Consider the following 24,702-nt stretch of genomic DNA (forward strand, 5'->3'; position numbering starts at 1 on the left):
CGTCCAGACAGGAAATCCTCTCATGACCCTCGGATCGCGCCGGCCCGTCGTCGGCATCATCGGCAACAACCACCTCATCAACGATGGCTGGTCCGTGCATCTTGGCGGGCGGATGGTCACCGAAGCCGTCGCGCAAGCGGCCGGCTGCATGCCGATCATCATCCCGTCCGACCCCCGGCTGGTGTCCATCCCGGAACTGTTGGACCTGTGCGACGGCTTCCTGCTGACCGGGGGGCGTCCCAACGTCCACCCCGAGGAATACGGCGAGGAGGAAACCCCCGCGCATGGCACCTTTGATCGCAGCCGCGACGCGGTGGCCCTGCCGCTGGTGCGCGCCTGCGTCGAACGCGGTCAGCCGTTCTTCGGCATCTGCCGCGGGTTTCAGGAGGTGAACGTCGCGATGGGCGGAACCCTCTATCCCGAAATCCGCGAGCTTCCTGGCCGCATGAATCACCGGATGCCCCCCGACGGCACGCAGGAGGAGAAGTTTGCCCTGCGCCACAAGGTCCGCTTCAACAAGGACGGCCCGTTCCACCGCGTCCTCGGCGCTGACGAGGTGATGACCAACACGCTGCACGGTCAGGGCATCAAGACCGCAGGCGCGCGGGTCAGGATCGACGGCCACGCCCCGGACGGCACGCCCGAGGCGATCTTCATCGAAGATGCGCCGGGATTTACCCTTTCGGTGCAGTGGCACCCCGAATGGCAGGCGGTGAGCGATCCGGTCTCGCGCCCGCTTTTCGAAGCATTCGGGGATGCCGTGCGCAACTGGTCCGGACGGACCTAGGCCCCTTGCGCGACAACGGCAGCGGCGGCGGCAAGCGCGCCCGGCCCGTGCGGGATATCGAGGGCGATCATCCCCGCCTCCATCACCGCCAGCGCGCCCAGCGTCATATGCGCGTTCACATGCCCCATATGCGCGACGCGCAAGAACCCGTGATAGGCGGGGTCCGTCGGATCGGCCATGCCAAGCCCGATCCCGAGCGTCACGCCCGCCTTGCCCTCGGTCCATTCGCGCAGCCGCGTCGCATGGGGCGCGCCCAGCCGTGCCGCCGTGACCGCCCGCCCGCGATGGGCCTCGTCCTCGATGTTGAGCCCGATCTGCGGATTGCCGGCGGACCAAGCATCGAACGCTGCCCAAACCGTGCGCGCCAGCGTATCATGCCGCTTCCACACCGCCTCCAGCCCTTCTTCGGCGATCATGTTCAGCGACTCGCGCAGACCGTAGAGGTGGTGCGTCGGCGCGGTGCCGTTGAAATGGTCGTGGAAATAGCCGACCTTGGCGCGCGGGGTCCAATCCCAATGCGGGGTGCGAAGGTCGTTCCCCAAAGACCGCTCATGCGCCTTTTCGGAAAACCAGATGAATCCCAGCCCCGGCGGCACCATCAGCCCCTTCTGGCTGGCGGCGATGGCCACGTCCGCGCCCCATTCATCCATGCGGAATTCGTCGCAGCCCATCGAGGCGATGCAGTCCACCGCCAGCAGCGCGTCATGCCCCACTGTATCCATCACCGCGCGCACCGCGGCCACATCGTTGCGCACCGAGGTTGCCGTATCGACATGGGTGACCAGCACCGCCTTGGCGTCCGGGTGGGCGCGCAGCGCCTCCTCCACCCGGTCCATGGTCACCGGACTGCGCAGCCCGAAATCGACGGAGACGACGTTCACGCCCACCGCCGCCGCTGCCGTCGCCCAGCCCAGACCGAACCGCCCCGTGACCAGCACGATCGCCTTGTCCCCGCGCGAGAAAAGGTTGAGGTTCGCAGCCTCCCACACCGCATGGCCGTTGCCGATATAGATGGCGACATTACCCGCCGTGCCCGCGACCGCGCGAAGGTCGGGCAGGATGCCCGCGACCATCTCGTGCAGCTGCCCCTGATATATGTTGGGCGCGCCGCGATGCATCGCCTGCAACACGCGATCGGGCATGGTCGAAGGCCCGGGAATGGCAAGATAGGGGCGACCGTAGGCAAGGCTCATGGGGCTCTCCGACATCTGGTGCCGGAATCGCTACGGCCCCTGCGCGCTAACGTCAATGCCGCGTCCTTGCCAGCCCGCCCCTGCCGCGTTAGACCCAAGGCCCAAGACGGAGAGCCAGATTGTCACTTGAACAGATGAACTTGCGCGACCCCCGTTACGCATCGCACAGGCTGTTCGGGCGGCTGTGGCGCGGATACCTCACGCCTCACAAGGGCATGATGGCCCTTGCCTTCCTTCTGATGGTGATCGAGGGATCGACCCTCGGAGCGCTGTCATGGATGATCAAACCACTGTTCGACCGCGTCTTCACCCCCGAAGGTGCCAGTTCGCTGGTCTGGGTCGGTTTCGCAATCATGGCGCTTTTCGCGGTCCGCGCGACGACGTCGGTGCTCTCCAAGGTGATCCTGACGCGGATCTCGCAGAAAAGCTCCACCGCGATGCAGGCGGACCTGTTGGCCCATATGCTGACCCTGGATCAGGATTTCTTCCAGAAGAACTCTCCGGGCCAGTTGATCGAACGGGTTCAGGGCGACACCGCCGCGGTTCAGGGTGTCTGGTCATCGGTCATCACGGGCATCGGGCGCGACACGATCGCGCTGGTCGGATTGTTCGTCGTGGCGTTGAACATCGATCTGCACTGGACGCTGGCGGCGATGGTCGGCGCGCCCTTGCTGATCCTGCCGGCGGTGATCGTCCAGCGGTATATCCGGCGCAAGGTAAACCAGTCCCGCGCCCAATCCGGCCTGCGCGCAACCCGGCTGGACGAGATATTCCACGGCATCCAGGCCATCAAGCTGAACCGGATGGAGGGCTATCAGCTTGGCCGCTTCCGCTCCATCGTCGGCATCCTCGTGCGGAACGAGGTCCGGACGGCGGGCGGGCGGGCGACGATCCCGGCGCTGGTCGATCTGATCACCGGCCTTGGCTTCTTTACCGTGCTGATGCTGGCCGGGAACGAGATCATCTCGGGCGAGCGGACGGTGGGCGAGTTCATGTCCTTCTTCACCGCGATGGCGCTGACCTTCCAGCCGCTGCGCCGTCTGGGCGACATGTCCGGCTTCTGGCAGGTGGCGGCGGCAAGCCTGACGCGCATCTTCCTGCTGTTCGATCTGCAACCTGCCGCCCGCCCGCCTGCCTCCGCCAAGCCGGCGAAGACGCCGCCTGAGATCGAACTGCGCGATGTCGGCTTCTCCTATGGGGATCAGCCGGTGCTGAACGGCGCCAGCTTCACCGCGCGCGCGGGCAAGATGACCGCACTTGTCGGCGCTTCGGGTGCGGGCAAGTCGACGGTGTTCCATCTGTTGACCGGGCTGGCACAACCCGCCTCGGGGCAGATCCTGTTCGACGGCGTGGACATCCAGCACTTCTCGCTTTCCGATCTGCGGACGGAATTCGCCGTCGTCTCGCAGGAATCGGCGCTTTTCGACGAAACGATCCGCGAAAACGTGATCCTTGGCCGCGACGTTCCCGAGGCCCGGCTGCGCGAGGCGCTGGACGCCGCCCATGTGAGCGAGTTCATCGACGGCCTTCCCCAAGGTGTCGATACCCATGCCGGGCCGCGCGGATCGGCTTTGTCCGGCGGGCAGCGGCAGCGCGTGGGGATTGCGCGGGCGCTGATCTCGGACGCGCCGGTGCTGCTCATGGACGAGGCGACCTCGGCGCTGGACGCGCAATCGGAAAAGCTGGTGGCCGAGGCGCTGAACCGTCTGGGCCATGGCCGCACGACGCTGGTGATCGCGCACCGTCTGTCCACCGTGCGCGATGCCGACAAGATCGTGGTCATGGACGCCGGGCGGGTCGTGGACGAAGGCACGCATGACGAGCTTTTGGCGCGCGATGGCATCTATGCCGGGCTCTACCGGCTGCAATTCAAGGATCAGGCATGACGCGGACGATCTGGAAGCTGACGGGCGCGGACCGGCTGGAGTTTCTTCAGAACCTCGTGACCAACGACGTGACGCCGTTGCAGCGTCCGGGCATCGTCTGGGCGGCGCTGCTGACGCCGCAGGGTAAGTATCTGGCGGATTTCTTCATCGTCTCGCAGGGGGACGATCTGTTGGTGGACATCGCGGACACGATTGCCGAGCCGACGCTGCGCCGCTTGTCGATGTACAAGCTGCGGGCGGATGTGCAGATCACACCTGCGGGCATCCAAGTGCATCGCGGGATCGGCCCCACCCCGGCGGGCGCGTTTGCGGACCCCCGGCACGAGGCGATGGGCTGGCGGCTGTATGGCGAGGGCGCCTCGCAGGACGTCGATTGGGACGCGATCCGGGTCGCACATGTCGTGCCGGAAACGGGGATCGAGCTGACGCCCGAGACCTATATCCTCGAAGCCGGGCTGGAACGCCTCCACGGAGTAGATTTCCGCAAGGGCTGCTATGTCGGGCAGGAAGTGACCGCCCGGATGAAGCACAAAACCGAGTTGAAGAAGGGCCTCGTGCGCGTCGCCATCGACGGCACCGCCCCGGTCGGGACCGAGATCACGGCGGGCGGCAAATCCGCCGGCACGCTATTCACGCAAAGCGGCGGTCACGCCATCGCCCATCTGCGGCTGGACCGCGCAACCGAGGAGATGCAGGCGGGGGATGCCCGCCTGCGCCTTGATCATTCGGCCTGAAGCAGGTCCGCCACGTCCAGCAGGATGAACTCGTTATCGGCGGCCTTGCCGATCTCGCGCCCGCCCGAAAACGGCAGGTTGTTGTCATTCGCCACCAGGATCTGCGTCTCGTTCACGCGGATCACATCCTCGATGGTCTGGAACGGGAAGTCGAATACGCCATCCGTGCTGCCGAAGGCTGCGCCAATCCCTTCGGGGTCCTGGATGTTCATCAGATCGATGCTGCCGATGCGGCGGATATACCCTTCGGCGTCCACTGATGCGGTATCGACCAGCGTGATGCGTTTCACCTTGGCAGGCATGGGATAGCCGGTCCCCACACCCTCGCCCGCGTCGCGTTCGATGACCAGCGCGCGGGTCGCGTCGATGAAGTTGAAATCGCCAATCGCCACCGCCCCTTCGGACAGGCGGAAGCGATAGCTGTCGCCCGTCCATTCACCCGCCGCCGGATCGAAGACGATGACACGCAGGAAATCGCCCTCGGTCCCGGCTTCGGTCAGCAGCGGTTTTTCAAGCATCCCCCACAAAAGGTCGGTGCCCGGCTGCAGCGCCATGCCCTCGTATCCGCCCGAACGCTGAACGCGGAAATCCTTGCCCGGCTGCGCGGGAACGACGGTGCCGGGCGTGTCGGGTCCGGTCAGGACCGCGCCATCCAGCTCGGTCGCGAAGACGTCCAGAATGCGGCCATCCAGCGCGGCGCGGATGATCCACGGGCCGAACTCGTCGCCGATCCAGATTTCCCCGTTCAGAAACTGGATGCTTTCGGGGTCGAAATCCGCGCCGGTCAGGTAACGCGCATCCGTCCCTTCATAGGCGATGCGGAACGGAACCTTGAAATCCGGGTCGTGCAGAAAGACGCTTTCATGCCGCGTCACGGTGCCGTTGGCGAAATCCGGCGTCATGCGGTGAAAGAACAGCAGCGCGTCGGCGCTGTTCACCTTAGACCCGAAGCCGTTGTCGGTCAGCGCGAAAATGCTGCCGTCTTCGGCCAGATTCATCGCAAATCCGGACATGCCCTGCACCGGCTGGCCGAGGAAAGGCAGGGACAGCCCGGTCGGATGCGCGCCATACGCTTTGCCCGTATCCGCAGGCGCCGTCATCGGATCGCGATTCGGTGTCTTGCCGGTGAACTTGCCCGAGATCCACGCGTCGCGCGGCGCGTCCGCCGGAGGCGCGATCAGCGTCATCGCAGGCAGATGGGCATGGCCCGCCAGCGTGGCGGTGAATGTTTCCTCTGCCATGGCGGGCGCGGCACCCAGTGTCAGGGCAGCAAGCGCGGGAATGAAACGCATCGTAAAACCTTCTTCTTCACGGTGTTCCGGCCCCGGTTAGCGTTCCCATACGACATAAACTTATAGTTTAAGTTGCAGTTTTCTGAACCAAACCGATGCAGCCTTGCCACATGACAACCTGTGGATGCGTTAACTCTTGCTAGGCGTGTGTGCCTTAATTTATCGTTTGCGATGAAGCCTCCCGGCGGAGGCATCCATATCATACGGAGTTGACGAATGCGTTCTTCCACCGGGTATATCCTCGTCGCAGCCCTTGCCGTCACCGCAGCCCCCGCACTCGCCGGCGGCCCGGTCGCCCCTATAGGCGAGATCGAACCGATCGCCCCGGCGGCTGTTGCACCCACAACGCCGTTCGCAGGCGCTTATGTCGGGGCCGATATCGGTTATGCCTTCAAGGGTGACGACGTTGTCGGGATCAACCCCTCGGGCCTGAACGACGGTGATCTGGAACTGTCGGGCGCGCTTGCCAACCTTCATGTCGGTTACCGCTGGCAACCCGGCGTCTTCGTCTGGGGCGTCGAACTGGGCGTCGAAGGCGGCGGCGTCGATGATGCGGTGAACTCCTCCTCGACGGAACTGAAATCGGCCGTCACGCTGCGTGCGATGTCCGGCTGGACCCCGAATGACGCCACGCTGCTTTACGGCTTCGCAGGCGTGTCGCACGCGAACTTCGATTACGAGGTCGGTGCCATCGGTTACGACGGCGACGTCAGCAGCACTGGGTATGTCGCAGGTTTCGGCGTCGAGCGTCTGCTGAACGACCGCTGGTCGGTGCGCGGCGAATACCAATACAGCGACTATGGCCGGGAGCGTCTGGAGACCGCCGCAGGCTGGACCAATGCCACGCCCAAGTTCCATTCCGTGCGCGTCGGCGTCAATTACCGTTTCTGATCGTTTACCCCGGCGATCCGGGCTGCAAGGGAGAAGCACGATGACTTTTTCGATGTTTGGCAGGATTGCCGGGGTCGCAGCGATTGCGCTTGTCGTCGCGGGATGCTCGCGCGACTGGAAGACCGATTACGCGAATGGCATCGATCCGGCGGTAAGCCGTCAGTGGAACGTCCGCCAGATCACCGTCAACGTCCCCGAGGAGCTGACGGTTTCGGACGCCAACACTTGGGCGCCGCAGGTGGACATCGTCTGGCACGGCGATCCGGCGGGCGACCGCAAGCTTCAGGTGGCCGAACTGGTCGAGGATGGGATCGAGCAGGGCTCCGCCGCTCTGCGCGGCCCGCGCCCGGTGAACATCGGCGTCACGATGCAGCGGTTCCATTCGATCACCCCGCGCGTCGAGGCAAATCTCCAGAACTCCGGCGTGCATGACATCCGCTATGTCATCCAGGTATTCGATGCCCGCAGTGGCGCGGCCCTGACCCAGCCCGAACCGATCGCCGCCGACATCGCCGCGCTGGTCGGCGATCAGGCGCGCGAAGCCCGGTCGCAGGGCATCACCCAGAAGGACGAGATCGTTCCCCACATCGCGCGGGTCACTGCCGGCTGGCTGGGGATCGGCCCGGACGTCCGGAACAAGTTCCGCCGCCTCGGGCGTTGACCTGATGTGGCGTCCTGCTACAGGACGCCACATATCAGCGCCGCAGAAGAACGATGTTGCAGCAATCGCCGGACCAGACAGCCAAGGTGCCCGCCTGCATTTCACGTGGCACCCTGATCGACACGTATCACGGGTCCATGCCGGTCGAGGACCTGCTGGTCGACGATCTTGTGATGACCAAGGACGCGGGCTTTCAGCCGATCCGCTGGATCCGGTCGGTGCAGGTTACTGCCAAGGGGCGGCTCGCGCCCGTCCGCATCTCTCGCGGGGCGCTGGGCAACAGCCGCACCCTGCTGGTGTCCCAGCAGCAGCGCGTGCTTCTGTCGGACTGGCGGGCCGAACTGCTGTTCGGCGAGCGTGAAGTGCTGGCCACCGCCCGCAGCATCGTCAACGACTCCTCGATCTGGATTCACGATGGCGGAGAGATGGAGTATTTCCATCTGCTGTTCGACCGTCACCAGATCCTTTACGCCGAAGACTGCCCGGCCGAGAGCCTGCATCCCGCCAATGACGGGATCGCCGCCCTGCCCGCCTTCCTGCAGGATGAGATACTGGCGCTTCGCCCCGACCTGAATGGCAATCTTGACGCATTCGGGGCCAGTGCGCGTCTGATCCTCAAGCCCTATGAGGCGAAGGCGCTGCGCGATTACGGCTGACGCGCAGATCCGGCATGTCGGGCGCGGGTCGGCGCAAAAATAAACATTCGCGCGATTGCCGCGCCCGATGATCTGTGGCAGGAACATCGGGACAGAAACAGAACCCGGTTCCAGCCCATGAGCGAGTTCGCCGCACGTCGCCTGATGATGGTCGACACGCAGGTGCGTCCTTCGGACGTGACGAAATATCCGATCATCGAAGCGATGCTGACCGTGCCACGAGAGGTCTATGTGCCCTCCGCACGCCGCGAAGCCGCCTATGTCGGCGAAAATCTGGAGCTGAGCCGCAACCGGGTCATCCTGGAGGCGCGGACGCTGGCCAAGCTTCTGGACGCGATGGACCTTCGCACTGGCGAGGTCGTGCTGGATGTGGGCTGCGCCCTTGGCTATTCCAGCGCCGTGCTGGCCAGCATGACCGACGCAGTGATCGCGGTCGAGGATGAGGAGTTCGCATCCGAGGCCGAGCGCAACCTGGCTGCCGAAGGTGTGGATAATGCCGTCGTCGTGGCCGGTCCGCTGGCGCAGGGCGCCGCGAAGCAGGCCCCCTATGACGCGATCGTGATCGAGGGCGGGGTCCAGCAGGTTCCGCAGGCGCTGATCGACCAGCTCAAGGAAGGCGGGCGCATCGGCGCCATCTTCATGGACGGGGCGCTCGGCACCGTCCGCGTCGGACACAAGATCAACGGACAAATGAACTGGCGGTTCGCCTTCAACGCCTCGGCCCCGGTGCTTCCGGGCTTTGCCGAGGTGAAGAGCTTCGCGCTCTGAACCAGTCGGATAAAAGGAGAGCGGGATGCGGAAGTTCAGGATATCGGCGGCAGCTGCCGCAATGGCGGCGGTTCTCGGCGCATCCTCGGCCTGGTCGGAAACGCTGACGGACGCGCTGATCGCGGCCTATCAGAACTCCAACCTGCTGGAACAGAACCGCGCCCTGCTGCGCGCGGCGGACGAGGATGCGGCGCAGGCCCTGTCGGCGATGCGCCCCATCGTCCAGTTCACGGCGGATGCGCAGTATTCCTTCGCGCGGCAGCGGGTCAGTTCGGGGCTGCTGCCGACCCTCGGGCCCAAGACCAACATCGAACAGCTGCAAAGCAGCATCGGCCTGACCACCAGCGTCACGCTGCTGGACTTCGGTCGCAACCGTCTTGCACATGAGGCTGCAAAGGAAACCGTGCTCGCAACGCGCGAGGCGCTGATCCAGGTGGAACAGCAGGTGCTGCTCTCCGCCGTCACCGCCTATGTCAACGTGCGGCTGACTCAGGACATCGTGGACCTTCGCCAGAACAACGTGCGTCTGATCTCGGAAGAACTTGACGCCGCGCAGGATCGCTTCGACGTGGGCGAGGTGACGCGCACCGACGTGGCGCTGGCGGAATCCGCACTCGCGACCGCCCGCTCCGGATTGACGCAGGCGCAAGGCGATCTGACCGTCGCGCGCGAGCAATATCTGGCCGCGACCGGCAACCTGCCCGGCGCGCTTTCGGCCCCTCCGACGCCGCCCGCAACGGCCCGGACCTTGGACGAGGCGAAATCCATCGCTCTGCGCGTGCACCCCAATATCCGTCAGGCGCAACGGCTCGTGACCGTGGCCGAGTTGAACGTCGAACGCGCAAAGGCGGATACGCGCCCGACGGTTTCGGCATCGGCTGGCGTCGGCTATGATGACGGCGGCAACGAAAATGCCTCGGTCGGGTTGAGCCTGAACCACACGCTCTACTCTGGCGGGCGGCTGTCCTCGGTCTATCGGCAAAGCCTTGCCGATCGCGATGCGCAACGGTCGAGCCTGCAACAGACCGGCGTGACCGTCGGGCAAGAGGTCGGCGTGGCATGGTCTGCGGTGGACGTGGCGCGGGCCAGCATCTCGGCCGCGGGTGAGACGATCAGCGCCGCCCGCATCGCCTTCGACGGTATTCGCGAGGAGGCCGCCCTTGGCGCGCGCACCACGCTCGACGTGCTGGATGCCGAGCAAGACCTTCTGGACGCTCAGTTTACCCGCGTCGAGGCAGAGGCCCAACGCTATCTCGGCGTCTATCAGGTGCTGTCGTCGATGGGGCTGCTGACCGTGGATCATCTTGGCCTTGGCATCCCGACTTACGATGCTGCCGCCTATTACAACTCGGTCAAGAACGCGCCGTCCACTTCGACCCAAGGGCGCAAGCTGGACCGCGTGATGCAGGCGATCGGCCGCAACAACTGATCCGGCCCTGATTGTAACACCGCGCGCCCGGGGGTAAACTCCGGGCGTTGCGCTTTTCAAGAGGGTGCCATGGCCGAACCTCTCGACAATTCAGAGATCGAGGACGTCCTGTCTTCCATCCGCCGCCTGGTGTCCGAGGATCGGGCAGAACGCCCACAGGCCCCGCAGCCGATGGGGAAGCTGTTGTTGACACCTGCCCTGCGCGTGGCAAAACCCGACACGGGCCACACCCGGGTGGAGGAGGCGGAAATCGTGGTCAGTGCCGCACCCCCGCCCTTCAATATCCGTCAGGGCGACGTCTATGACCGCATGGCCCCCATCGACGAAGAAGTGCTGCATGACCTGGTGCGCGAACTGATGACCGAGGAGCTTCAGGGCCCTTTCGGCGAGAAGATCACGCGCAGCATCCGCAAGGTCGTGAGGGCAGAGATCGCCCGCGCTCTTGCGGCTCGCGATGTCACTTGAAAGCAAAAGGCGCGCCGCAAGGGCGCGCCGCGATCGGTGCGTGCAACGGCAGGATCAGGCGGCTTCGGCCTGATCGCTCTCCATCGCGTTCCGGCGCTCGCTCTCCTCGCGCGACAGGGCGACCGAGGTGCGGATGCCTTTGGACACGAATTCCATCAGGCCCTTCACCACACGCTCGTTCGGGTCGATGCCCGAACAAGACAACACTTCGCGCCCATCGCGCGAGCGGGCCCAGCGGGCAATCTGGTCAGGACCGTTGCCATATTTCTTGTCATCCGCAATCGCGTCGTCCAGCGCAGCAAGGACCACGGCGGCGAAAAGTTTACGGGCGCGCTGACCCTGTTCGAAGTTGAACGCGGTGCTGTCGATAAAATCGGCCATCGGTGTGTCCTGTTCTTGCTTTTGTATCTTCCGGCGTTCGGCGAATATGACGATTAACGCTTGATTCGGGAGTTCGTTTTTGGAACGCCCGCCATGCATATACTGCATGGCATGTCAAACCGCACACATTATTTAGCTGCCTTGCTCCGGCATCTCGCCGCAGATATAGGCGTGATTAACATATCATCAAGGTTTCGCACCCATGCCGAAGATCAACGGAAACGAGATCAAGCCCGGACTTATCATCGAACATGACGGCGGGCTCTGGGCTGCGGTCAAGGCCAGCCATGTCAAACCGGGCAAGGGCGGCGCCTTCGCACAGGTCGAGTTGAAGAACCTGCGTGACGGTCGCAAGCTGAACGAACGCTTCCGGTCCGAAGACAAGGTCGAGACGGTTCGGCTGGAAAAGAAGGACCAGCAGTTCCTCTATGAGACTGATGGCCGCCTCGTCTTCATGGATGCCGAAACCTATGAGCAGACCGAGATCGATGCGGAACTGCTGGGCGATCGCCGGCCCTTCCTTCAGGACGGCATGACCGCCGCCGTCGAATATTACGGCGAGGAAGCACTGAACGTCGCGCTGCCGCAGAAAGTTACCTGCCGCGTGGTCGAAACCGAGCCGGTTCAGAACGGCCAGACTGCCGCCAAAGGCTACAAGCCCGCGATCCTCGACAATGGCGTGCGGATCATGGTCCCGCCCTTCATCCAGCAGGACGAGATGATCGTCGTTCACACTGAGCTGCTGGAATATTCCGAGCGCGCCTGACCCCAGAACGCGGCGCAGGCGGGTCCCCTGACCCAGCCCGCGCTGCCATCTCCCGTCGGACTTGCGGCCTCTTGCGGGCCGATGCGCCGAGTTAGCGTGTCCGCGCAGATCGCGGCAAGATCACAGCCCAAGACGCAGACGGCCTTGCGCGACGATGCACATCATTCGTGCAAATGCGTTGCCATCGCATAAAAAACAATCGATCGGTGAGTTCGAGCGTCCATTCGCAGCAACTCGACATCGCCCCCTTCGCCATAACCAAGCGTCCTCTCCGAATAGGCATCCGCGCTGGGCGAAAACCAGACGGTGGCTCGATCTGGCAGGGCGCGTGATGATTGCCGATATGCCGTGCAAGTGGTAGTTCCGCTCTAAACTTCGAACGCGCTGCCGGGATCGAGGTTGGAAGTCCCCAGACAAGAAACCGCGACCAGACGCCTGCGGTGCAAGAAGCGGCCATCGCCACCTTGTCAGGCGGCATGCCCTTCGCCCGGCATCATCTTCTGGGGCCAGCGGTGACTACCAGCGCGAATGCAATGCAAGATACGCTTTCTTTTCAGGCGCGTCGCCTCTAACCTCGCGAAAAAGGTTTCTATCCAACATGGGAGACGACAATGAAGAAACTGCTGCTGGCCTCGACTGCGACGGCGATGCTTGCCGGGGCCGCAGGGGCCGAGGAAGTGAAACTGGGGATCATCTTCGGCTTCACCGGCCCGCTTGAATCCATCACGCCCCATATGGCGGCGGGCGCGGAACTCGCGATGCAGGAAGTGTCCGAGTCGGGCCTGTTCCTCGATGGGTCCACCGTGACCCCGATCCGCGCGGATTCGACCTGCGTGGACGCATCGGCGGCGACGGCGGCGGCAGAGCGGCTTGTTACCTCGGATGGGGTGAAGGCGATCATCGGCGCGGACTGCTCGGGCGTGACCGGCGCGATCCTGCAAAACGTCGCGCGTCCGCAGGGCATCGTGCAGATCTCGCCCTCCTCCACATCGCCCGGCCTGTCTGAAGTCGAGGATGATGGCCTGTTCTTCCGCACCGCGCCGTCGGATGCGCGTCAGGGTGCGGTCATGGCCGACATCATCTCGGGCCGCGGCACGACCGACGTGGCGATCACCTATACCAACAACGATTACGGCAAGGGGCTGGCCGACAGCTTTGCAGCGGCGTTCAAGGAAAAGGGCGGCAACGTCACGATTTCCGCTGCGCATGACGATGGCAAAGCCGACTACTCCGCCGAGGTTGCAGCGCTGGCCGCTGCCGGCGGCGAGTTGCTGGTCGTTGCGGGCTATGTCGATCAGGGCGGTCGCGGGATCGTGCAGAACGCCATCGACACCGGTGCATTCGACACGTTCTATCTGCCCGACGGCATGTATGGCCCCTCGCTGATCGAGGCGATCGGGGATTCGCTGGACGGCTCCTATGGCGACGTTCCGGCGGCCGAGGGCGAGAACGTGGACACCTACCACGAGATGGCAACGGCGGCGGGCTTCGACGGCACCTCTTCCTATGCCGCCGAAAGCTATGACGCTGCGGCGCTGGTGCTGCTGGCGATGCAGGCGGCGAAATCCTCGAACGGCGCCGATTACAAAGGCAAGATCATGGACGTGGCCAACGCGCCCGGCGAAAAGATCAACCCCGGCGAATTGGCCAAGGCGCTGGAGCTGATCGCGGCCGGTCAGGACGTCGATTATGTCGGCGCGACCAACGTGGAAATGGCCGAACCGGGCGAGAGCCTTGGCACCTTCCGCGAATACGACATCACCGGCGGCGCGGTTGAGACTGTCGGTTTCCGCTGAAATCGGGTAAACGCAACGGATCGGCCCGGCTTTTGCCGGGCCGATTCCATTAACAAGCCCCGCGATCTGAACGCAAAAGGGGCGCAGGGGAAACAATGATAACCGTCGAAAACCTTCACAGGCATTTCGGCTCTTTCCGCGCTGTGAACGGTGCCAGCCTGACGATCAAAAAGGGTTCGATCACGGGGCTGATCGGTCCGAACGGCGCGGGAAAGACCACGCTTTTCAACGTCATCGCCGGGCGGCTGCCGCCCACTTCGGGCCGCGTTCTGATGGACGGCGAAGATATCACCGGCCTGCCCCCGCATGCGCTGTTCCACAAGGGCCTGCTCCGGACGTTCCAGATCGCGCATGAGTTCGGGTCCATGACCGTCCGTGAGAACCTGATGATGGTTCCCGCGAAACAGTCTGGCGAGACGCTCTGGAACGCCTGGTTCCGCCGTGCCCGCATCGCCGCCGAGGAACGCGCCCTGCGCGAGAAGGCCGATGAGGTTCTGGATTTCCTGACGATTTCCCACATCGCGGACGAATTGGCCGGCAACATCTCGGGCGGGCAGAAGAAGCTGGTCGAACTTGGCCGCACGATGATGGTGGACGCCAAGATCGTCTTTCTGGACGAGGTCGGCGCGGGCGTGAACCGCACCCTTCTGAACACCATTGGCGATGCCATCGTGCGTCTGAACCGCGAACGGGGATACACCTTCTGCGTGATCGAGCATGACATGGATTTCATCGGCCGCCTGTGCGACCCGGTGATCGTGATGGCGGCGGGCGACGTGCTGGCCCAAGGGTCCGCCGCGCATATCATGAAGAACGAGGCCGTGATCGAGGCCTATCTGGGCACCGGCCTGAAGAACAAGGTCGTCGCCAATGGCTGAACCCTTCCTGATCGGCGAGAACATGATCGGCGGCTACGGCTCCGCCAACATCCTGCACGGCTGCACGATCGCGGTGGAAAAGGGCCAGATCGCGGTGATCGTCGGCCCCAACGGCGCGGGCAAATCCACCGCGATGAAGGCCGTCTTCGGCATGCTGAAGCTGCGCGGCGGCCATGTGCGGCTGGACGGCGAGGAGATCACAGCGCTGTCTCCGCAGGACCGTGTTGCAAAGGGCATGGCCTTCGTGCCCCAGACGAACAACATCTTCGGCTCCATGACCGTCGAGGAGAATCTGGAGATGGGGGCGTTCCTGCGCCGCGACGATATCCGGCCGACCCGCGACATGATCTATGACCTGTTCCCGATCCTGCGCGAAAAACGCCGCCAACCGGCGGGCGAGCTTTCGGGCGGCCAGCGCCAGCAGGTCGCGGTGGGCCGCGCGCTGATGACGCAGCCCAAGGTGCTGATGCTGGACGAGCCGACGGCGGGCGTGTCCCCCATCGTCATGGACGAGCTGTTCGACCGCATCATCGAAGTGGCGCGGACCGGCATTTCCATCCTGATGGTGGAACAGAATGCTCGTCAGGCGCTGACGATCGCGGATCGCGGATATGTTCTGGTGCAGGGGGCGAACCGCTTCACCGGGACCGGCGAAGAACTCATGGCGGACCCCGAGGTTCGCCGCACCTTCCTCGGGGGCTGACGATGGACCTTCTGAACGCCCTCGTGGCATTTGCGAACTTCGTGTTCATCCCCGCCGTCGCCTATGGCGCACAGCTTGCGCTGGGCGCGCTGGGCGTGACGCTGATCTATGGCATCCTGCGGTTCTCCAACTTTGCGCATGGCGACACGATGGCCTTCGGCACGACGCTGACCATCCTGATCACCGTTGCGATGCAAGGTGCGGGGATCGGCTTCGGCCCGCTGCCGACCGCGCTGCTTGCCCTGCCCTTTGCGATCGTCCTGACCGGGATCGTGCTGGTCGGGACCGACCGCGCCGTCTATCGCTTCTATCGCAAGCAAAGGGCCGCGCCGGTGATCCTGACCATGGTGTCGCTTGGCGTGATGTTCATCATGAACGGTGTCGTGCGGTTCATCATCGGTGTCGATGACGTGACCTTTGCCGATGGCGAGCGGTTCGTGATCGGCGCGCGAGACTTCCGTGACGCAACCGGGCTGGCCGAAGGGCTGGCGATCCGCACCACGCAGGTCATCACGCTGGTCGTCGCCGCCATCGCGGTGGCGCTGCTGTTCTGGTTCCTGAACCGCACCCGCACCGGCAAATCCATGCGCGCCTTTTCCGACAACGAGGATCTGGCGCTGCTGTCCGGCATTAACCCCGAACGGGTCGTGCAGGTGACGTGGCTGATCGTGGCCGCGCTGGCGACGACGGCGGGTGTCCTTTACGGGCTGGATAAAAGCTTCAAGGCATTCACCTACTTCCAGCTTCTGCTGCCGATCTTCGCCTCGGCGGTCGTGGGCGGCCTTGGCAATCCGCTGGGTGCCATCGCGGGCGGTTTCGTCATCGCCTTTTCCGAGGTGGGCGTGACCTATGCGTGGAAGAAGGTCGCGACCTATGTGCTGCCGGAAAGCCTTGCGCCGGACGGGCTCGCGCAGCTTCTGTCCACCGATTACAAATTCGCAGTCAGCTTCGCGATCCTGATCCTTGTGCTGCTGTTCATGCCCACGGGCCTGTTCAAGGGGAAATCGGTCTGATGCGGAACGTGGTTCTTTTCGCCGCGATGGCGGCACTGTTCATCCTTACCGGGATGACGCAAAGCTGGAACACCTCGCTTTCGATCCTGAACATGGCGGTCATCTCGGCCATCATGGCAATGGGGGTGAACCTGCAATGGGGCTATGCCGGGCTGTTCAACATCGGCGTCATGGGTTTCGTGGCACTGGGCGGTCTGGGCGTCGTGCTGACGGCAAGCGCCCCGAATGCCGAGGCGTGGAATGCGGGCGGCTGGCGGATCGTCGGCGGGCTGGCCGTCGGGATCGCAGCACTCGCACTGCTGGTGCAGGCATGGCGGCGGCTGACGGGGCGGGTGCGGACGCTGGCGATGCTGGCCCTTGCCGTCATTGGCTTCGTCGCGTTCCGCTGGGTCTTCGATGCGGGCGTCACGGCGGTGGAGGCGATCAACCCTTCGGTCGCGGGAAATATCGGTGGTCTTGGCCTGCCGGTGATCCTTGCATGGCCGGTCGGCGGGCTGCTGGCGGCTGCGGCTGCATGGGCCATAGGCAAGACGGCTCTTGGACTGCGGTCGGACTATCTTGCCATCGCCACGCTGGGCATCGCGGAAATCGTGCTGTCGGTCATGCGGAACGAGGATTGGCTGGCGCGCGGCGTGAAGAACGTCATCGGCCTGCCCCGCCCCGTTCCCTATGAGGTGAACCTGCAACGCGATCCGGGCTTCGTCGCATGGGCGCAGGGTTACGGGTTCGATCCGGTCACGGCATCCTCCATCGTGGTGAAGCTGTGCTATCTGGGCCTGTTCGCTCTGGTTCTTGCGGCCATCGTGCTGCTGTCGGAACTGGCGCTGAACTCCCCCTGGGGCCGGATGATGCGCGCGATCCGCGACAACGAGGTCGCCGCGGGCGCGATGGGCAAGAATGTGACGAAGCGGCATCTGCAGATCTTCGTCATCGGCTCGGCGGTCATCGGGATCGCGGGCGCGATGATGACGACGCTGGACAGCCAGTTGACGCCGGGCACCTATCAGCCGCTGCGGTTCACCTTCCTCGTCTGGGTGATGGTGATCGTCGGCGGGTCGGGCAATAACTGGGGCGCGGTTCTGGGCGGCTTCCTGATCTGGTGGCTGTGGGTCATGGTCGAGCCGATCGGCGCGGGCGTGCTTGGCGCGATCACCGCAAACCTGCCCGAAGGGTCGTGGCTGCGCGTGCATCTGCAGGACGGCGTTGCGCATATGCGCCTTCTGACCATGGGCGTCATCCTGTTGATGGTGCTGCGGTTCAGCCCCCGCGGGCTGATCCCGGAACGCCGGGGCCGCTGATCCGGCGGGTTCCTGCCCCTTTCACGCCTTGACGCCCGCGCGATCCTGCCGACCGCGCGGGGGTCGCATTTACCTCGGCCCATCAGGCTCCTAGCTTCGCCACATGACTGCGAAACAAACAGGAGCTTTTTCGTGAAGCACAGCATCATCGCCGCCATCGTCGCTTCCTCGGCCCTTGCAGGTGCCGCCTTCGCGCAGGAGGCCGCGCCCGCTGCCCCGGCGGCTCCGAACATGGAAGAAACCTATGCTTCGGCGCGCAACCAGCTTGGCGTCCTGGAATACTGCCAACAGGCCGGCTTCGTCGGCGACGAGCCGATCAGCGTGCAGAACCGCATGCTGGAACTGATCCCTGCCCCCGGCGATACGTCCGCTGCCGACGCCGCTTATGAGAAGGGCAAAGCGGGCACCGTGTCCGCAATGGGCACCGAACAATCGCTTGCCGACGTCGCTTCCGCGCAATCCTCCAGCGAGGAAGCGCTGTGCAAACAGATCGGCGAGCTTGTGGCGCAGGCCGGCTCGCAGCTTCCCCCGGGCTGAGCCTGACTTGGCAGGCGGTTCAGACCGCCTGCCCCGCCGCCCAACCGGACGACCAAGCCCACTGGAAGTTATAGCCTCCCAGCCAGCCGGTCACGTCCACCACCTCACCGATGAAATACAGCCCCGGCCGTGATTTCGCCTCCATCGTGCGCGCGTCCAAGGCGTCGGTGTCGACCCCGCCCAACGTCACCTCCGCCGTGCGATAGCCTTCGGTTCCCACCGGACGCAGGCGCCAGTCGTGGATCAGCGCCTCCAGCCGGTCGAGCGCGGCATTGGACTGCGCGCCGATGGCCCCGTCCAAACCCGACACCGTTTCGATATGCCGGGCCAGCTTTTCGGGCATGAAGCGCGCCAGCGCGGTCCGGATCGCGGATTTTCCGCTGCTGCCCCGCATCTCGCGCAGGGTGCCGCCAATGCTTTGCTCCGGCAAAAGATCGACCCCGATCTCCTCGCCCGCCTGCCAGTAGCTGCTGGCCTGAAGGATTGCCGGGCCAGACAGGCCGCGATGGGTGAACAGCAGCGCCTCGTCGAAGCTGGCGCGGGCCGTCACACGCGCATCGACGGCGATCCCGGCCAGAAGGCGCAAGGATTCAAGCTCCTGCTCTGCAAAGGTCATCGGGACGAGGCCGGGCCGCGTTTCGATCAGCGGGATGCCGAAGCTTTCGGCAACGCGATATCCGAATCCGCTGGCGCCCATTTTGGGGATCGACTTGCCCCCGGTCGCGATCACGACGCGACCCGCTTTCACGATCCCGCGCGAGGTGACGACCGACCAGCCATCCTCGACCTTCTCGACGCTGGTTCCGAGCCAGAGCGTCACGCCCGCCTGATGCATCTGCCGCAGCAGCATCTGCACGATCTGCGTCGAGGCCCCGTCGCAGAACAGCTGCCCCAGCGTCTTTTCGTGCCAGGCGATTCCCTCCTCATCGATCCGCGCGATGAAATCCCATTGCGTGAAGCGTTTCAGCGCCGAGAGCGCAAAGCGCGGATTGTTCGAAAGGAACCGATCCCCCGCAATCCCGAGATTGGTGAAGTTGCACCGCCCCCCGCCCGAGATCCGTATCTTCTCGCCCGCCGCCTTCGCGTGGTCGATCACCAGGACGCGGCGACCCCGCCGCCCTGCCTCGATCGCACAGAACATTCCGGCGGCCCCTGCGCCGATGACGACAACATCGAATTTTTCCATGTGCAGCACCTACTGCGAGGGCATTCATCGAGCAATGAAAGAAATCTGCAAATTGCCTCTTGCGGCCCCCAAGGCGCTTCGCTAAACACCGCCTCACACAAGTTGGGGCGTCGCCAAGTGGTAAGGCAGCGGTTTTTGGTACCGCCATTCCCAGGTTCGAATCCTGGCGCCCCAGCCAAAATACTGAGTGATATCAGTATTTAATGTGTCGAAAAAGATATCTCCAGAACGATCCGGATATCCTTGTCAGAATCTTGATCCGACGCCATTCTGCTGCGATTGGCTGCTCGGGAGATCGACGATGAAGACGCATTTGGCGGCGGCTGCGCTTGCCCTTTCAGCAGGTGCTGCCCACTCTGCCACACTTACCTTCGACGCGGTGGAGCCGACGGACGGTGCAAGCTGGACCGAGCAAGGCTTCTTCGGCAATGTCGAATATTATTTCGGCGCTGGTCACGGAGAGATCAATGGCCCGATTGGCGCGAAAGCATCGGCAGCCACCATCGCGCGAAACGATCTGTTTTCAATCTCGACCATCGACATCACCGGGATCGGCGGCTTCAATGTCGATGGCAGTGGCGATGATCTGCCAAGCCGCGTCGCTTATGACAACCTCGTCTTTTCGGGCTATCGCGGCGCTGATCTGGTTGCGTCGGCTTCCATGTTCACCGGCGCGGTCTGGAACAGCTTCACCTATACGTTCGACGCGACCTTTGCTGCCATCGATCGCCTGGTGATCTGGACGCCCTATGACGTCACCGGGCCGAATGGCGAGTATTGTTTCGACTGTTCGACCATCCAGTTCGACAATCTTGAATACAGGTTGGTCGATGCCCCAGCACCCGTGCCGCTGCCAGCGTCGGCGCTTCTGCTTTTGACCGGCCTTGCGGGCGCCGGGTTGCTGCGCCGCCGCCGCTGAAAAAAAGGGGCCGGTTTGCCCGGCCCCCTGTCGTCACGATCCGCGCCGCACTTCGTTCAACGTGGCGCGCAAGACGGTGATCGTCGCCTCCAGCCACGAGTCGACCAGACCGGCAGGAACGCGCGATTTTGGGGCCAGCCGGTAGTGCTCGGGCTCGCGTCCGCCATTGCCGTCCGCGTCGCTTATCCCTGCAAACAGGCCATCGACGCTGCTTCCGAAGGTAAAGTTGTCGGGCAGCACCTCCCCCTCGGGCGTCTCCTTTTCGATCATGAAGGCGACACAGCGCGTCACCTTGACGCCTTTCAGGTTCCAGTTCGGCTGCCTGGGGAATTGCGGCAATCGGATGCGGGCCATGGTCTGCCCTTGGATCGGAAGCACGATGTTTTCCGAAACGAGGTAATCGGCCTTCCCCGATTTAATGTAGATGGCGTTCACCATCGACAGGCGCATCAGGTTGTGACGGATCGAGAAACGCTCGAAGTCGCCGATTCCGTCACCGACAAAGATGCCCTGCGCGGGGGCCGGCGTTCCCCTACCGCCCGCCTTGAAGGTTTCCTTCTTTTTCGGATCGCCATCGCGGGTGTGAAAAACCTCTTTCCCATCCGCCGCCCAATCGTGGAACAGATTCTGTTCGATGGTCATGTCCTGCGGGCACGAGGATTCGTTCGGCAGTCCGAATATCTGAAGATGATCGCCATGCATCGGCTTGGCGGCACGGTTGTCGAAAAACGCATTGCCGCGCACCTCTCCGAAACGGCTGTCGCCAGAGATTCGCATCGTATCCTCGCGGGCCCGTTCCAGAATGTTGCCGGTGACCTTGAAACGATAAGCGCGCAGGATGCGCAGCGGGAATTGCCCGTCATGCAGCCAGCACCGCTCCACGACGACGTCGTTCGCGCTTTCGATCACCACCTGCTCGGCGTCGCAGCGTCGGATGCGCACCGCATCGACGGTATTGACGCCGATATATCCCGCCTTCAGGCCATCCAGCACGAAACCCTTGCCGCGATGCTGCCAGTGCCAGCGAAGCAACTTGATCGAGCCGAATGTTGCGGACCCATCGCTCTGCAGCGTGACGGGAACCGCAAAGTTGGGCTTGATCTCGATCGATCCATAGTGGCCTGCGGCAAGCCGAAACAACTCGCCCCCCTTTGCCGATGCGAGCGCCGCATCCAACGCCGCGCGATCCGCGATCATCACACCGACCGAAGGTGCTGGGGTCGGCTTCGCCTCGGTGCCCGTCCCGCCGGGAGGGTGTTCCCCCGCATAGGCGACATAGGCCGCGATGGCCGCGTCCAGCGCCCGCTTCAGCCGATCTCGGGTCGCATAGCGGTGGCTGGGAACCGTCAGCCCGGAAGACTGCGTGTTCTGGATGGCGCGGACCATGTCGGCATACTTCTTGCGCAGGTCGTTGACCTCGGCCAGCAGTCGCGCCTGCTCTGCCGGGTCGATCGCGCGTTGGCTCTGCGGCGCGGCCGCAAGGGGCTGGCCGAGTGCGGCGAACGCCGTCTCGTGTCTGGTCATCACTGTCTCCGGAATTTTGTCGTTCAGGGGTCACACGCGTGAGGAAGCAAACCAGCGCGGTGGAACGTTCGCCATTCGACCGCCCCGGTCCGTTTCCGCAACTGAACCCTAATCGCGCATCGCTTAATCGGGGTTAAGCAACAGTACGGATGCGAAGAACCACCCTGAAGATGCAGGAACCGGGACTTCCATCGGTTCCAATCGAATAAATTTTCGAGAAAGTGGTACCCGAGGTCGGACTCGAACCGACAAGCCTTGCGGCGGGGGATTTTGAATCCCCTGCGTCTACCATTCCACCACTCGGGCACTTCCGCCCGCTTAACGCAGGGCGAAGGCGGGGTCAATCACAGACGTTCGGCCCGGAACGTATCGCATTGCGCGATCTGGCCGGTGCGGTATCCGTTTTCGAACCAGCGGGCGCGCTGTTCGGATGTGCCATGGGTGAAAGTGTGCGGCATCGGCCGCTGACCTGCGTTGCGCTGCAAGGTGTCGTCGCCGATCTGGCGCGCGGCATTGACGGCCTCTTGCAGATCGCCCGGTTCGATGGAGCCGAACTGCGCTTCGGCATGGCGGGCCCAGATGCCGGACAGGCAATCGGCCTGAAGCTCGATCATGACCGAGATGGCGTTGCTGTCCGCCTCGCTGCTGCGCTGGCGGATCTGGTTGGCGCGGTCAAGGATGCCGAGTTCGTCCTGAACATGGTGCCCGATCTCGTGTGCGACGACATAGGCGGCCGCGAAATCACCCTGCGCGCCCAAGCGGCGTTCCAGCGTCACGAAGAAGTCGGTGTCGAGATAAACCTTGTTGTCGCCCGGACAGTAGAACGGCCCGGTCGCGCCGCTGGCCCCACCGCAAGGCGACTGCGTCACGCCCTTGTAGAGCACCAGCGTCGCGGGCGTATAGCTCTCGCCAAGCTGGTCGCGGAACACGCCCGCCCAGACTTCCTCCGTATCGGCCAGGGTGACCGAGACGAACTGCGCCGCCTCCTCGTCCGCCTGCGTGATCTCGGTCGTTCCCGATTGCATTCCGCCATTCAGAAGCGGCGTCACGTCGATGCCAAGGAAATATCCCAGCAGCAGGACGATGATGACGCCCCCGCCCCCGATTGCCGCCCCGCCGCCGCCGGATCGTCCGCGTCGATCCTCGATGTTGCGGCTGCCTCGTCTTCCACGCCAATCCATCACTCGACCCCATCACGATGCAGTGAAACCTTACGACAGGGATGGCGCTTCGCAAAGTGTTGCGTGATGTCCTGCCCGACGTGATTTCCATTGCCATTCCTGCGGCATAAACTGTTCGCAGGCAGACCGGGGAAGACGATGACAAGGGTTTGGGCCGCGATTGCAGCGGCAGGATCGGCGGCGCTGCTGCTGGGTGCGCTGGCGTTTCAATATATCGGCGGGCTTGCACCCTGCGCGATGTGCATCTGGCAGCGCTGGCCGCACGGTGCGGCGATCGCAATCGGCGTGCTGGTCTGGGTGATGCCCCGCCGTGCGCTGTGCTGGCTGGGCGCGCTGGCGCCATTGACCAGCGCCGGGATCGGCATCTTCCACACCGGGGTGGAGCGGAAATGGTGGCCCGGCCCCGCAAGCTGCACCGGATCTTCCGATGCGCTTTCAGGGCTGTCGGGGGCGGATCTGCTGTCCACCGCGCAGCCTGTGCACGTGGTGATGTGCGATCAGGTGGCCTGGTCGATGGCGGGCCTGTCGATGGCGTCGTGGAACGCCATCGCATCGCTGATCCTGGTTGCCGTCTGGATCGTGGCGGCTCAGCGGCAAAGCCGCTGATGTTCCTGTAACGCGAAACGGTCGGTCATTCCCGCGACGTAGTCGGCGACGTTGCGGGCATATTGAACTTCATCATCGCCCTCGCCGCGCCATTGTTGCGGCAGGATCGCGGGCTGTTCCATGAACAGCTTGAAAAGATCGTTTACCGCCGTCGTGACCTTGGCGCGTTCCGCCATGACCGAAGGCGCGCGATACATGCGCGTGAACAGGAAGCTGCGGATCGCCTTCAGCTCCTGATACAGCGGCTTCGAAAAGCGGATCACCGTCTGTTCCATCGCGCGGATGTCGTCCACCGACTGCGGCGCGGCGGCCTCCAGACGGTTCTGGGCAATGTGGATCACATCCTCGACCATCCGCCCGAAGACACGGCGCAGCGCCTCGTGGCGGCGCCGCATCGGCTCCAGCCCGGGATAGATCCGATCCACCTCCTCGAACGCCGGGCCGGTGACGGGCAGTTCCATCAGGTCTTCTTCGTCGAACAGGCCCGAACGCAGCCCGTCATGCAGGTCGTGATGCGAATAGGCGACGTCATCGGCAATCGCCGCGACCTGAGCCTCGGCGCTGGCAAAGGTATGCAGCTCCAGATTCCATTCGGCATTCGCTTCGGCCAGCGCATAGGGCAAATCGCCGGTGACGGGGCCGTTGTGCTTGGCGATCCCCTCAAGCGATTCCCATGTCAGGTTCAGCCCGTCGAACTCGGCATAGTGCCGTTCCAGCCGGGTCACGATCCGCATGGCCTGCGCGTTGTGATCGAAGCCCCCATAGGGCTGCATCAGCAGCGACAGCGCATCCTCGCCCGTATGGCCGAAGGGCGTGTGCCCCAGGTCATGCGCCAGCGCGATGCATTCGGCCAGATCGGTGTTCAGGCCCAGAACGCCGGCAATGGTGCGGGCAACCTGCGCCACCTCGATCGAATGGGTCAGGCGGGTGCGGTAATAATCGCCCTCGTGTTCGACGAAGACCTGCGTCTTGTGTTTCAGCCTGCGGAAGGCCGAGGAATGGATGATCCGGTCGCGGTCGCGCTGGAAGGCGGAACGAAAACTGCTCAGGTCTTCGCCATGAAGCCGGCCCCGCGATTGCGAAGGCTGGCAGGCATAGGGGGCCAACATGTGTCTTGCCTGTTCTTGTTAGACGTTTTGCTTCATCCTATAT

Annotated in this window: 25 protein-coding genes and 2 tRNA genes; 19 read left to right on the forward strand and 8 right to left on the reverse strand. The window is 64.0% G+C overall.

Features of this window, described 5'->3' with window-relative positions; genetic code table 11:
- Positions 1-22 precede the first annotated feature (22 nt).
- A complete protein-coding gene (locus E2K76_RS03290; protein WP_136682839.1) occupies positions 23-787 on the forward strand; it encodes a gamma-glutamyl-gamma-aminobutyrate hydrolase family protein in 765 nt (254 codons plus the stop codon).
- Here the strand turns inward: E2K76_RS03290 and E2K76_RS03295 are convergent.
- Positions 784-1,980 carry a pyridoxal-phosphate-dependent aminotransferase family protein gene (locus tag E2K76_RS03295; protein ID WP_136682840.1) on the reverse strand — a complete coding sequence of 399 codons (1,197 nt, stop codon included), beginning with the start codon at positions 1,978-1,980 and terminating at the stop codon, positions 784-786. The two genes, E2K76_RS03290 and E2K76_RS03295, sit on opposite strands and share 4 nt — an antisense overlap.
- Before the next feature lie 134 nt (positions 1,981-2,114).
- Here E2K76_RS03295 and E2K76_RS03300 point away from each other — a divergent pair, with 134 nt between their 5' ends.
- Together E2K76_RS03300 and ygfZ are read left to right on the forward strand one after the other, a co-directional pair.
- Positions 2,115-3,866, forward strand: coding sequence for an ABC transporter ATP-binding protein (locus tag E2K76_RS03300; RefSeq protein WP_246032881.1), 1,752 nt, complete (start codon positions 2,115-2,117; stop codon positions 3,864-3,866).
- Positions 3,863-4,600, forward strand: a complete 738-nt coding sequence (gene ygfZ, locus E2K76_RS03305) for a CAF17-like 4Fe-4S cluster assembly/insertion protein YgfZ (RefSeq protein WP_136682841.1) — start codon at positions 3,863-3,865, stop codon at positions 4,598-4,600. The genes E2K76_RS03300 and ygfZ overlap by 4 nt, the downstream gene beginning before the upstream one ends.
- Here the strand turns inward: ygfZ and E2K76_RS03310 are convergent.
- Positions 4,588-5,892, reverse strand: a complete 1,305-nt coding sequence (locus E2K76_RS03310; RefSeq protein WP_136682842.1) for an esterase-like activity of phytase family protein — start codon at positions 5,890-5,892, stop codon at positions 4,588-4,590. The two genes, ygfZ and E2K76_RS03310, sit on opposite strands and share 13 nt — an antisense overlap.
- Before the next feature lie 216 nt (positions 5,893-6,108).
- Here E2K76_RS03310 and E2K76_RS03315 point away from each other — a divergent pair, with 216 nt between their 5' ends.
- The 6 genes from E2K76_RS03315 to E2K76_RS03340 all read left to right on the forward strand — a co-directional run bounded on the left by E2K76_RS03315 (position 6,109) and on the right by E2K76_RS03340 (position 10,762).
- Positions 6,109-6,783, forward strand: coding sequence for an outer membrane protein (locus E2K76_RS03315; protein WP_136682843.1), 675 nt, complete (start codon positions 6,109-6,111; stop codon positions 6,781-6,783).
- A 40-nt stretch (positions 6,784-6,823) separates the two neighbouring features.
- Complete coding sequence (locus E2K76_RS03320) at positions 6,824-7,444, forward strand: DUF6778 family protein (protein WP_246032871.1); 621 nt, start codon at positions 6,824-6,826, stop codon at positions 7,442-7,444.
- A 53-nt stretch (positions 7,445-7,497) separates the two neighbouring features.
- Positions 7,498-8,100, forward strand: coding sequence for a Hint domain-containing protein (locus E2K76_RS03325; RefSeq protein ID WP_136682844.1), 603 nt, complete (start codon positions 7,498-7,500; stop codon positions 8,098-8,100).
- A 117-nt stretch (positions 8,101-8,217) separates the two neighbouring features.
- Positions 8,218-8,868 (forward strand): protein-L-isoaspartate O-methyltransferase family protein, encoded by a 651-nt coding sequence (locus E2K76_RS03330; RefSeq protein ID WP_136682845.1) that lies wholly within the window; start codon positions 8,218-8,220, stop codon positions 8,866-8,868.
- Positions 8,869-8,893: 25 nt separating this feature from the next.
- Positions 8,894-10,297 (forward strand): TolC family outer membrane protein, encoded by a 1,404-nt coding sequence (locus E2K76_RS03335; protein WP_136682846.1) that lies wholly within the window; start codon positions 8,894-8,896, stop codon positions 10,295-10,297.
- Positions 10,298-10,366: 69 nt separating this feature from the next.
- Positions 10,367-10,762, forward strand: coding sequence for a hypothetical protein (locus E2K76_RS03340; protein ID WP_136682847.1), 396 nt, complete (start codon positions 10,367-10,369; stop codon positions 10,760-10,762).
- A gap of 54 nt (positions 10,763-10,816) precedes the next feature.
- Here E2K76_RS03340 and E2K76_RS03345 read toward each other — a convergent pair whose 3' ends face one another.
- A complete protein-coding gene (locus tag E2K76_RS03345; protein ID WP_136682848.1) occupies positions 10,817-11,143 on the reverse strand; it encodes a DUF6280 family protein in 327 nt (108 codons plus the stop codon).
- A 202-nt stretch (positions 11,144-11,345) separates the two neighbouring features.
- Between E2K76_RS03345 and efp the strand changes: the two genes are divergently transcribed.
- The 7 genes from efp (at position 11,346) to E2K76_RS03380 (ending at position 18,134) form a co-directional block, all read left to right on the forward strand.
- A complete protein-coding gene (gene efp / locus E2K76_RS03350) occupies positions 11,346-11,909 on the forward strand; it encodes an elongation factor P (protein ID WP_136682849.1) in 564 nt (187 codons plus the stop codon).
- 611 nt (positions 11,910-12,520) lie between these two features.
- Positions 12,521-13,705, forward strand: a complete 1,185-nt coding sequence (locus tag E2K76_RS03355; RefSeq protein ID WP_136682850.1) for an ABC transporter substrate-binding protein — start codon at positions 12,521-12,523, stop codon at positions 13,703-13,705.
- A 95-nt stretch (positions 13,706-13,800) separates the two neighbouring features.
- Positions 13,801-14,583: an ABC transporter ATP-binding protein gene (locus E2K76_RS03360; protein WP_136682851.1), complete on the forward strand. Its 783-nt coding sequence runs from the start codon at positions 13,801-13,803 to the stop codon at positions 14,581-14,583.
- Entirely contained in the window at positions 14,576-15,286 is a 711-nt protein-coding gene (locus E2K76_RS03365; protein WP_136682852.1) for an ABC transporter ATP-binding protein, read from the forward strand. The genes E2K76_RS03360 and E2K76_RS03365 overlap by 8 nt, the downstream gene beginning before the upstream one ends.
- A gap of 2 nt (positions 15,287-15,288) precedes the next feature.
- Positions 15,289-16,299 carry a branched-chain amino acid ABC transporter permease gene (locus E2K76_RS03370; protein ID WP_136682853.1) on the forward strand — a complete coding sequence of 337 codons (1,011 nt, stop codon included), beginning with the start codon at positions 15,289-15,291 and terminating at the stop codon, positions 16,297-16,299.
- Positions 16,296-17,597 carry a branched-chain amino acid ABC transporter permease gene (locus E2K76_RS03375; protein ID WP_136683001.1) on the forward strand — a complete coding sequence of 434 codons (1,302 nt, stop codon included), beginning with the start codon at positions 16,296-16,298 and terminating at the stop codon, positions 17,595-17,597. Before E2K76_RS03370 ends, E2K76_RS03375 begins: the two co-directional genes overlap by 4 nt.
- A gap of 132 nt (positions 17,598-17,729) precedes the next feature.
- Positions 17,730-18,134 (forward strand): pore-forming ESAT-6 family protein, encoded by a 405-nt coding sequence (locus tag E2K76_RS03380; protein ID WP_136682854.1) that lies wholly within the window; start codon positions 17,730-17,732, stop codon positions 18,132-18,134.
- 19 nt (positions 18,135-18,153) lie between these two features.
- Here E2K76_RS03380 and E2K76_RS03385 read toward each other — a convergent pair whose 3' ends face one another.
- Positions 18,154-19,320, reverse strand: a complete 1,167-nt coding sequence (locus tag E2K76_RS03385; RefSeq protein ID WP_136682855.1) for a BaiN/RdsA family NAD(P)/FAD-dependent oxidoreductase — start codon at positions 19,318-19,320, stop codon at positions 18,154-18,156.
- 103 nt (positions 19,321-19,423) lie between these two features.
- Here E2K76_RS03385 and E2K76_RS03390 point away from each other — a divergent pair.
- Positions 19,424-19,498: transfer RNA gene (locus E2K76_RS03390), tRNA-Gln, on the forward strand.
- Between the two features lie 123 nt (positions 19,499-19,621).
- On the forward strand, positions 19,622-20,239 hold the full coding sequence (locus E2K76_RS03395; RefSeq protein WP_136682856.1) for a VPLPA-CTERM sorting domain-containing protein: 618 nt from the start codon (positions 19,622-19,624) through the stop codon (positions 20,237-20,239).
- Between the two features lie 33 nt (positions 20,240-20,272).
- On the opposite strand, the gene E2K76_RS03400 is transcribed toward E2K76_RS03395, so the two are convergent.
- The 3 genes from E2K76_RS03400 to ypfJ all read right to left on the reverse strand — a co-directional run bounded on the left by E2K76_RS03400 (position 20,273) and on the right by ypfJ (position 22,944).
- The gene (locus E2K76_RS03400; RefSeq protein ID WP_136682857.1) at positions 20,273-21,763 is read right to left on the reverse strand and encodes a right-handed parallel beta-helix repeat-containing protein; all 1,491 of its coding nucleotides are present in this window, start codon (positions 21,761-21,763) and stop codon (positions 20,273-20,275) included.
- Positions 21,764-21,985: 222 nt separating this feature from the next.
- Positions 21,986-22,069: transfer RNA gene (locus E2K76_RS03405), tRNA-Leu, on the reverse strand.
- Positions 22,070-22,107: 38 nt separating this feature from the next.
- A complete protein-coding gene (gene ypfJ / locus E2K76_RS03410; RefSeq protein ID WP_136682858.1) occupies positions 22,108-22,944 on the reverse strand; it encodes a KPN_02809 family neutral zinc metallopeptidase in 837 nt (278 codons plus the stop codon).
- 138 nt (positions 22,945-23,082) lie between these two features.
- Between ypfJ and E2K76_RS03415 the strand changes: the two genes are divergently transcribed.
- Complete coding sequence (locus tag E2K76_RS03415) at positions 23,083-23,550, forward strand: disulfide bond formation protein B (protein WP_136682859.1); 468 nt, start codon at positions 23,083-23,085, stop codon at positions 23,548-23,550.
- On the opposite strand, the gene E2K76_RS03420 is transcribed toward E2K76_RS03415, so the two are convergent.
- Complete coding sequence (locus E2K76_RS03420) at positions 23,532-24,659, reverse strand: deoxyguanosinetriphosphate triphosphohydrolase (protein WP_136682860.1); 1,128 nt, start codon at positions 24,657-24,659, stop codon at positions 23,532-23,534. The genes E2K76_RS03415 and E2K76_RS03420 overlap by 19 nt on opposite strands.
- Positions 24,660-24,702: the final 43 nt, after the last annotated feature.

It is taken from the genome of Falsirhodobacter xinxiangensis (genome assembly GCF_004959935.1).
GTDB lineage: Bacteria > Pseudomonadota > Alphaproteobacteria > Rhodobacterales > Rhodobacteraceae > Falsirhodobacter > Falsirhodobacter xinxiangensis.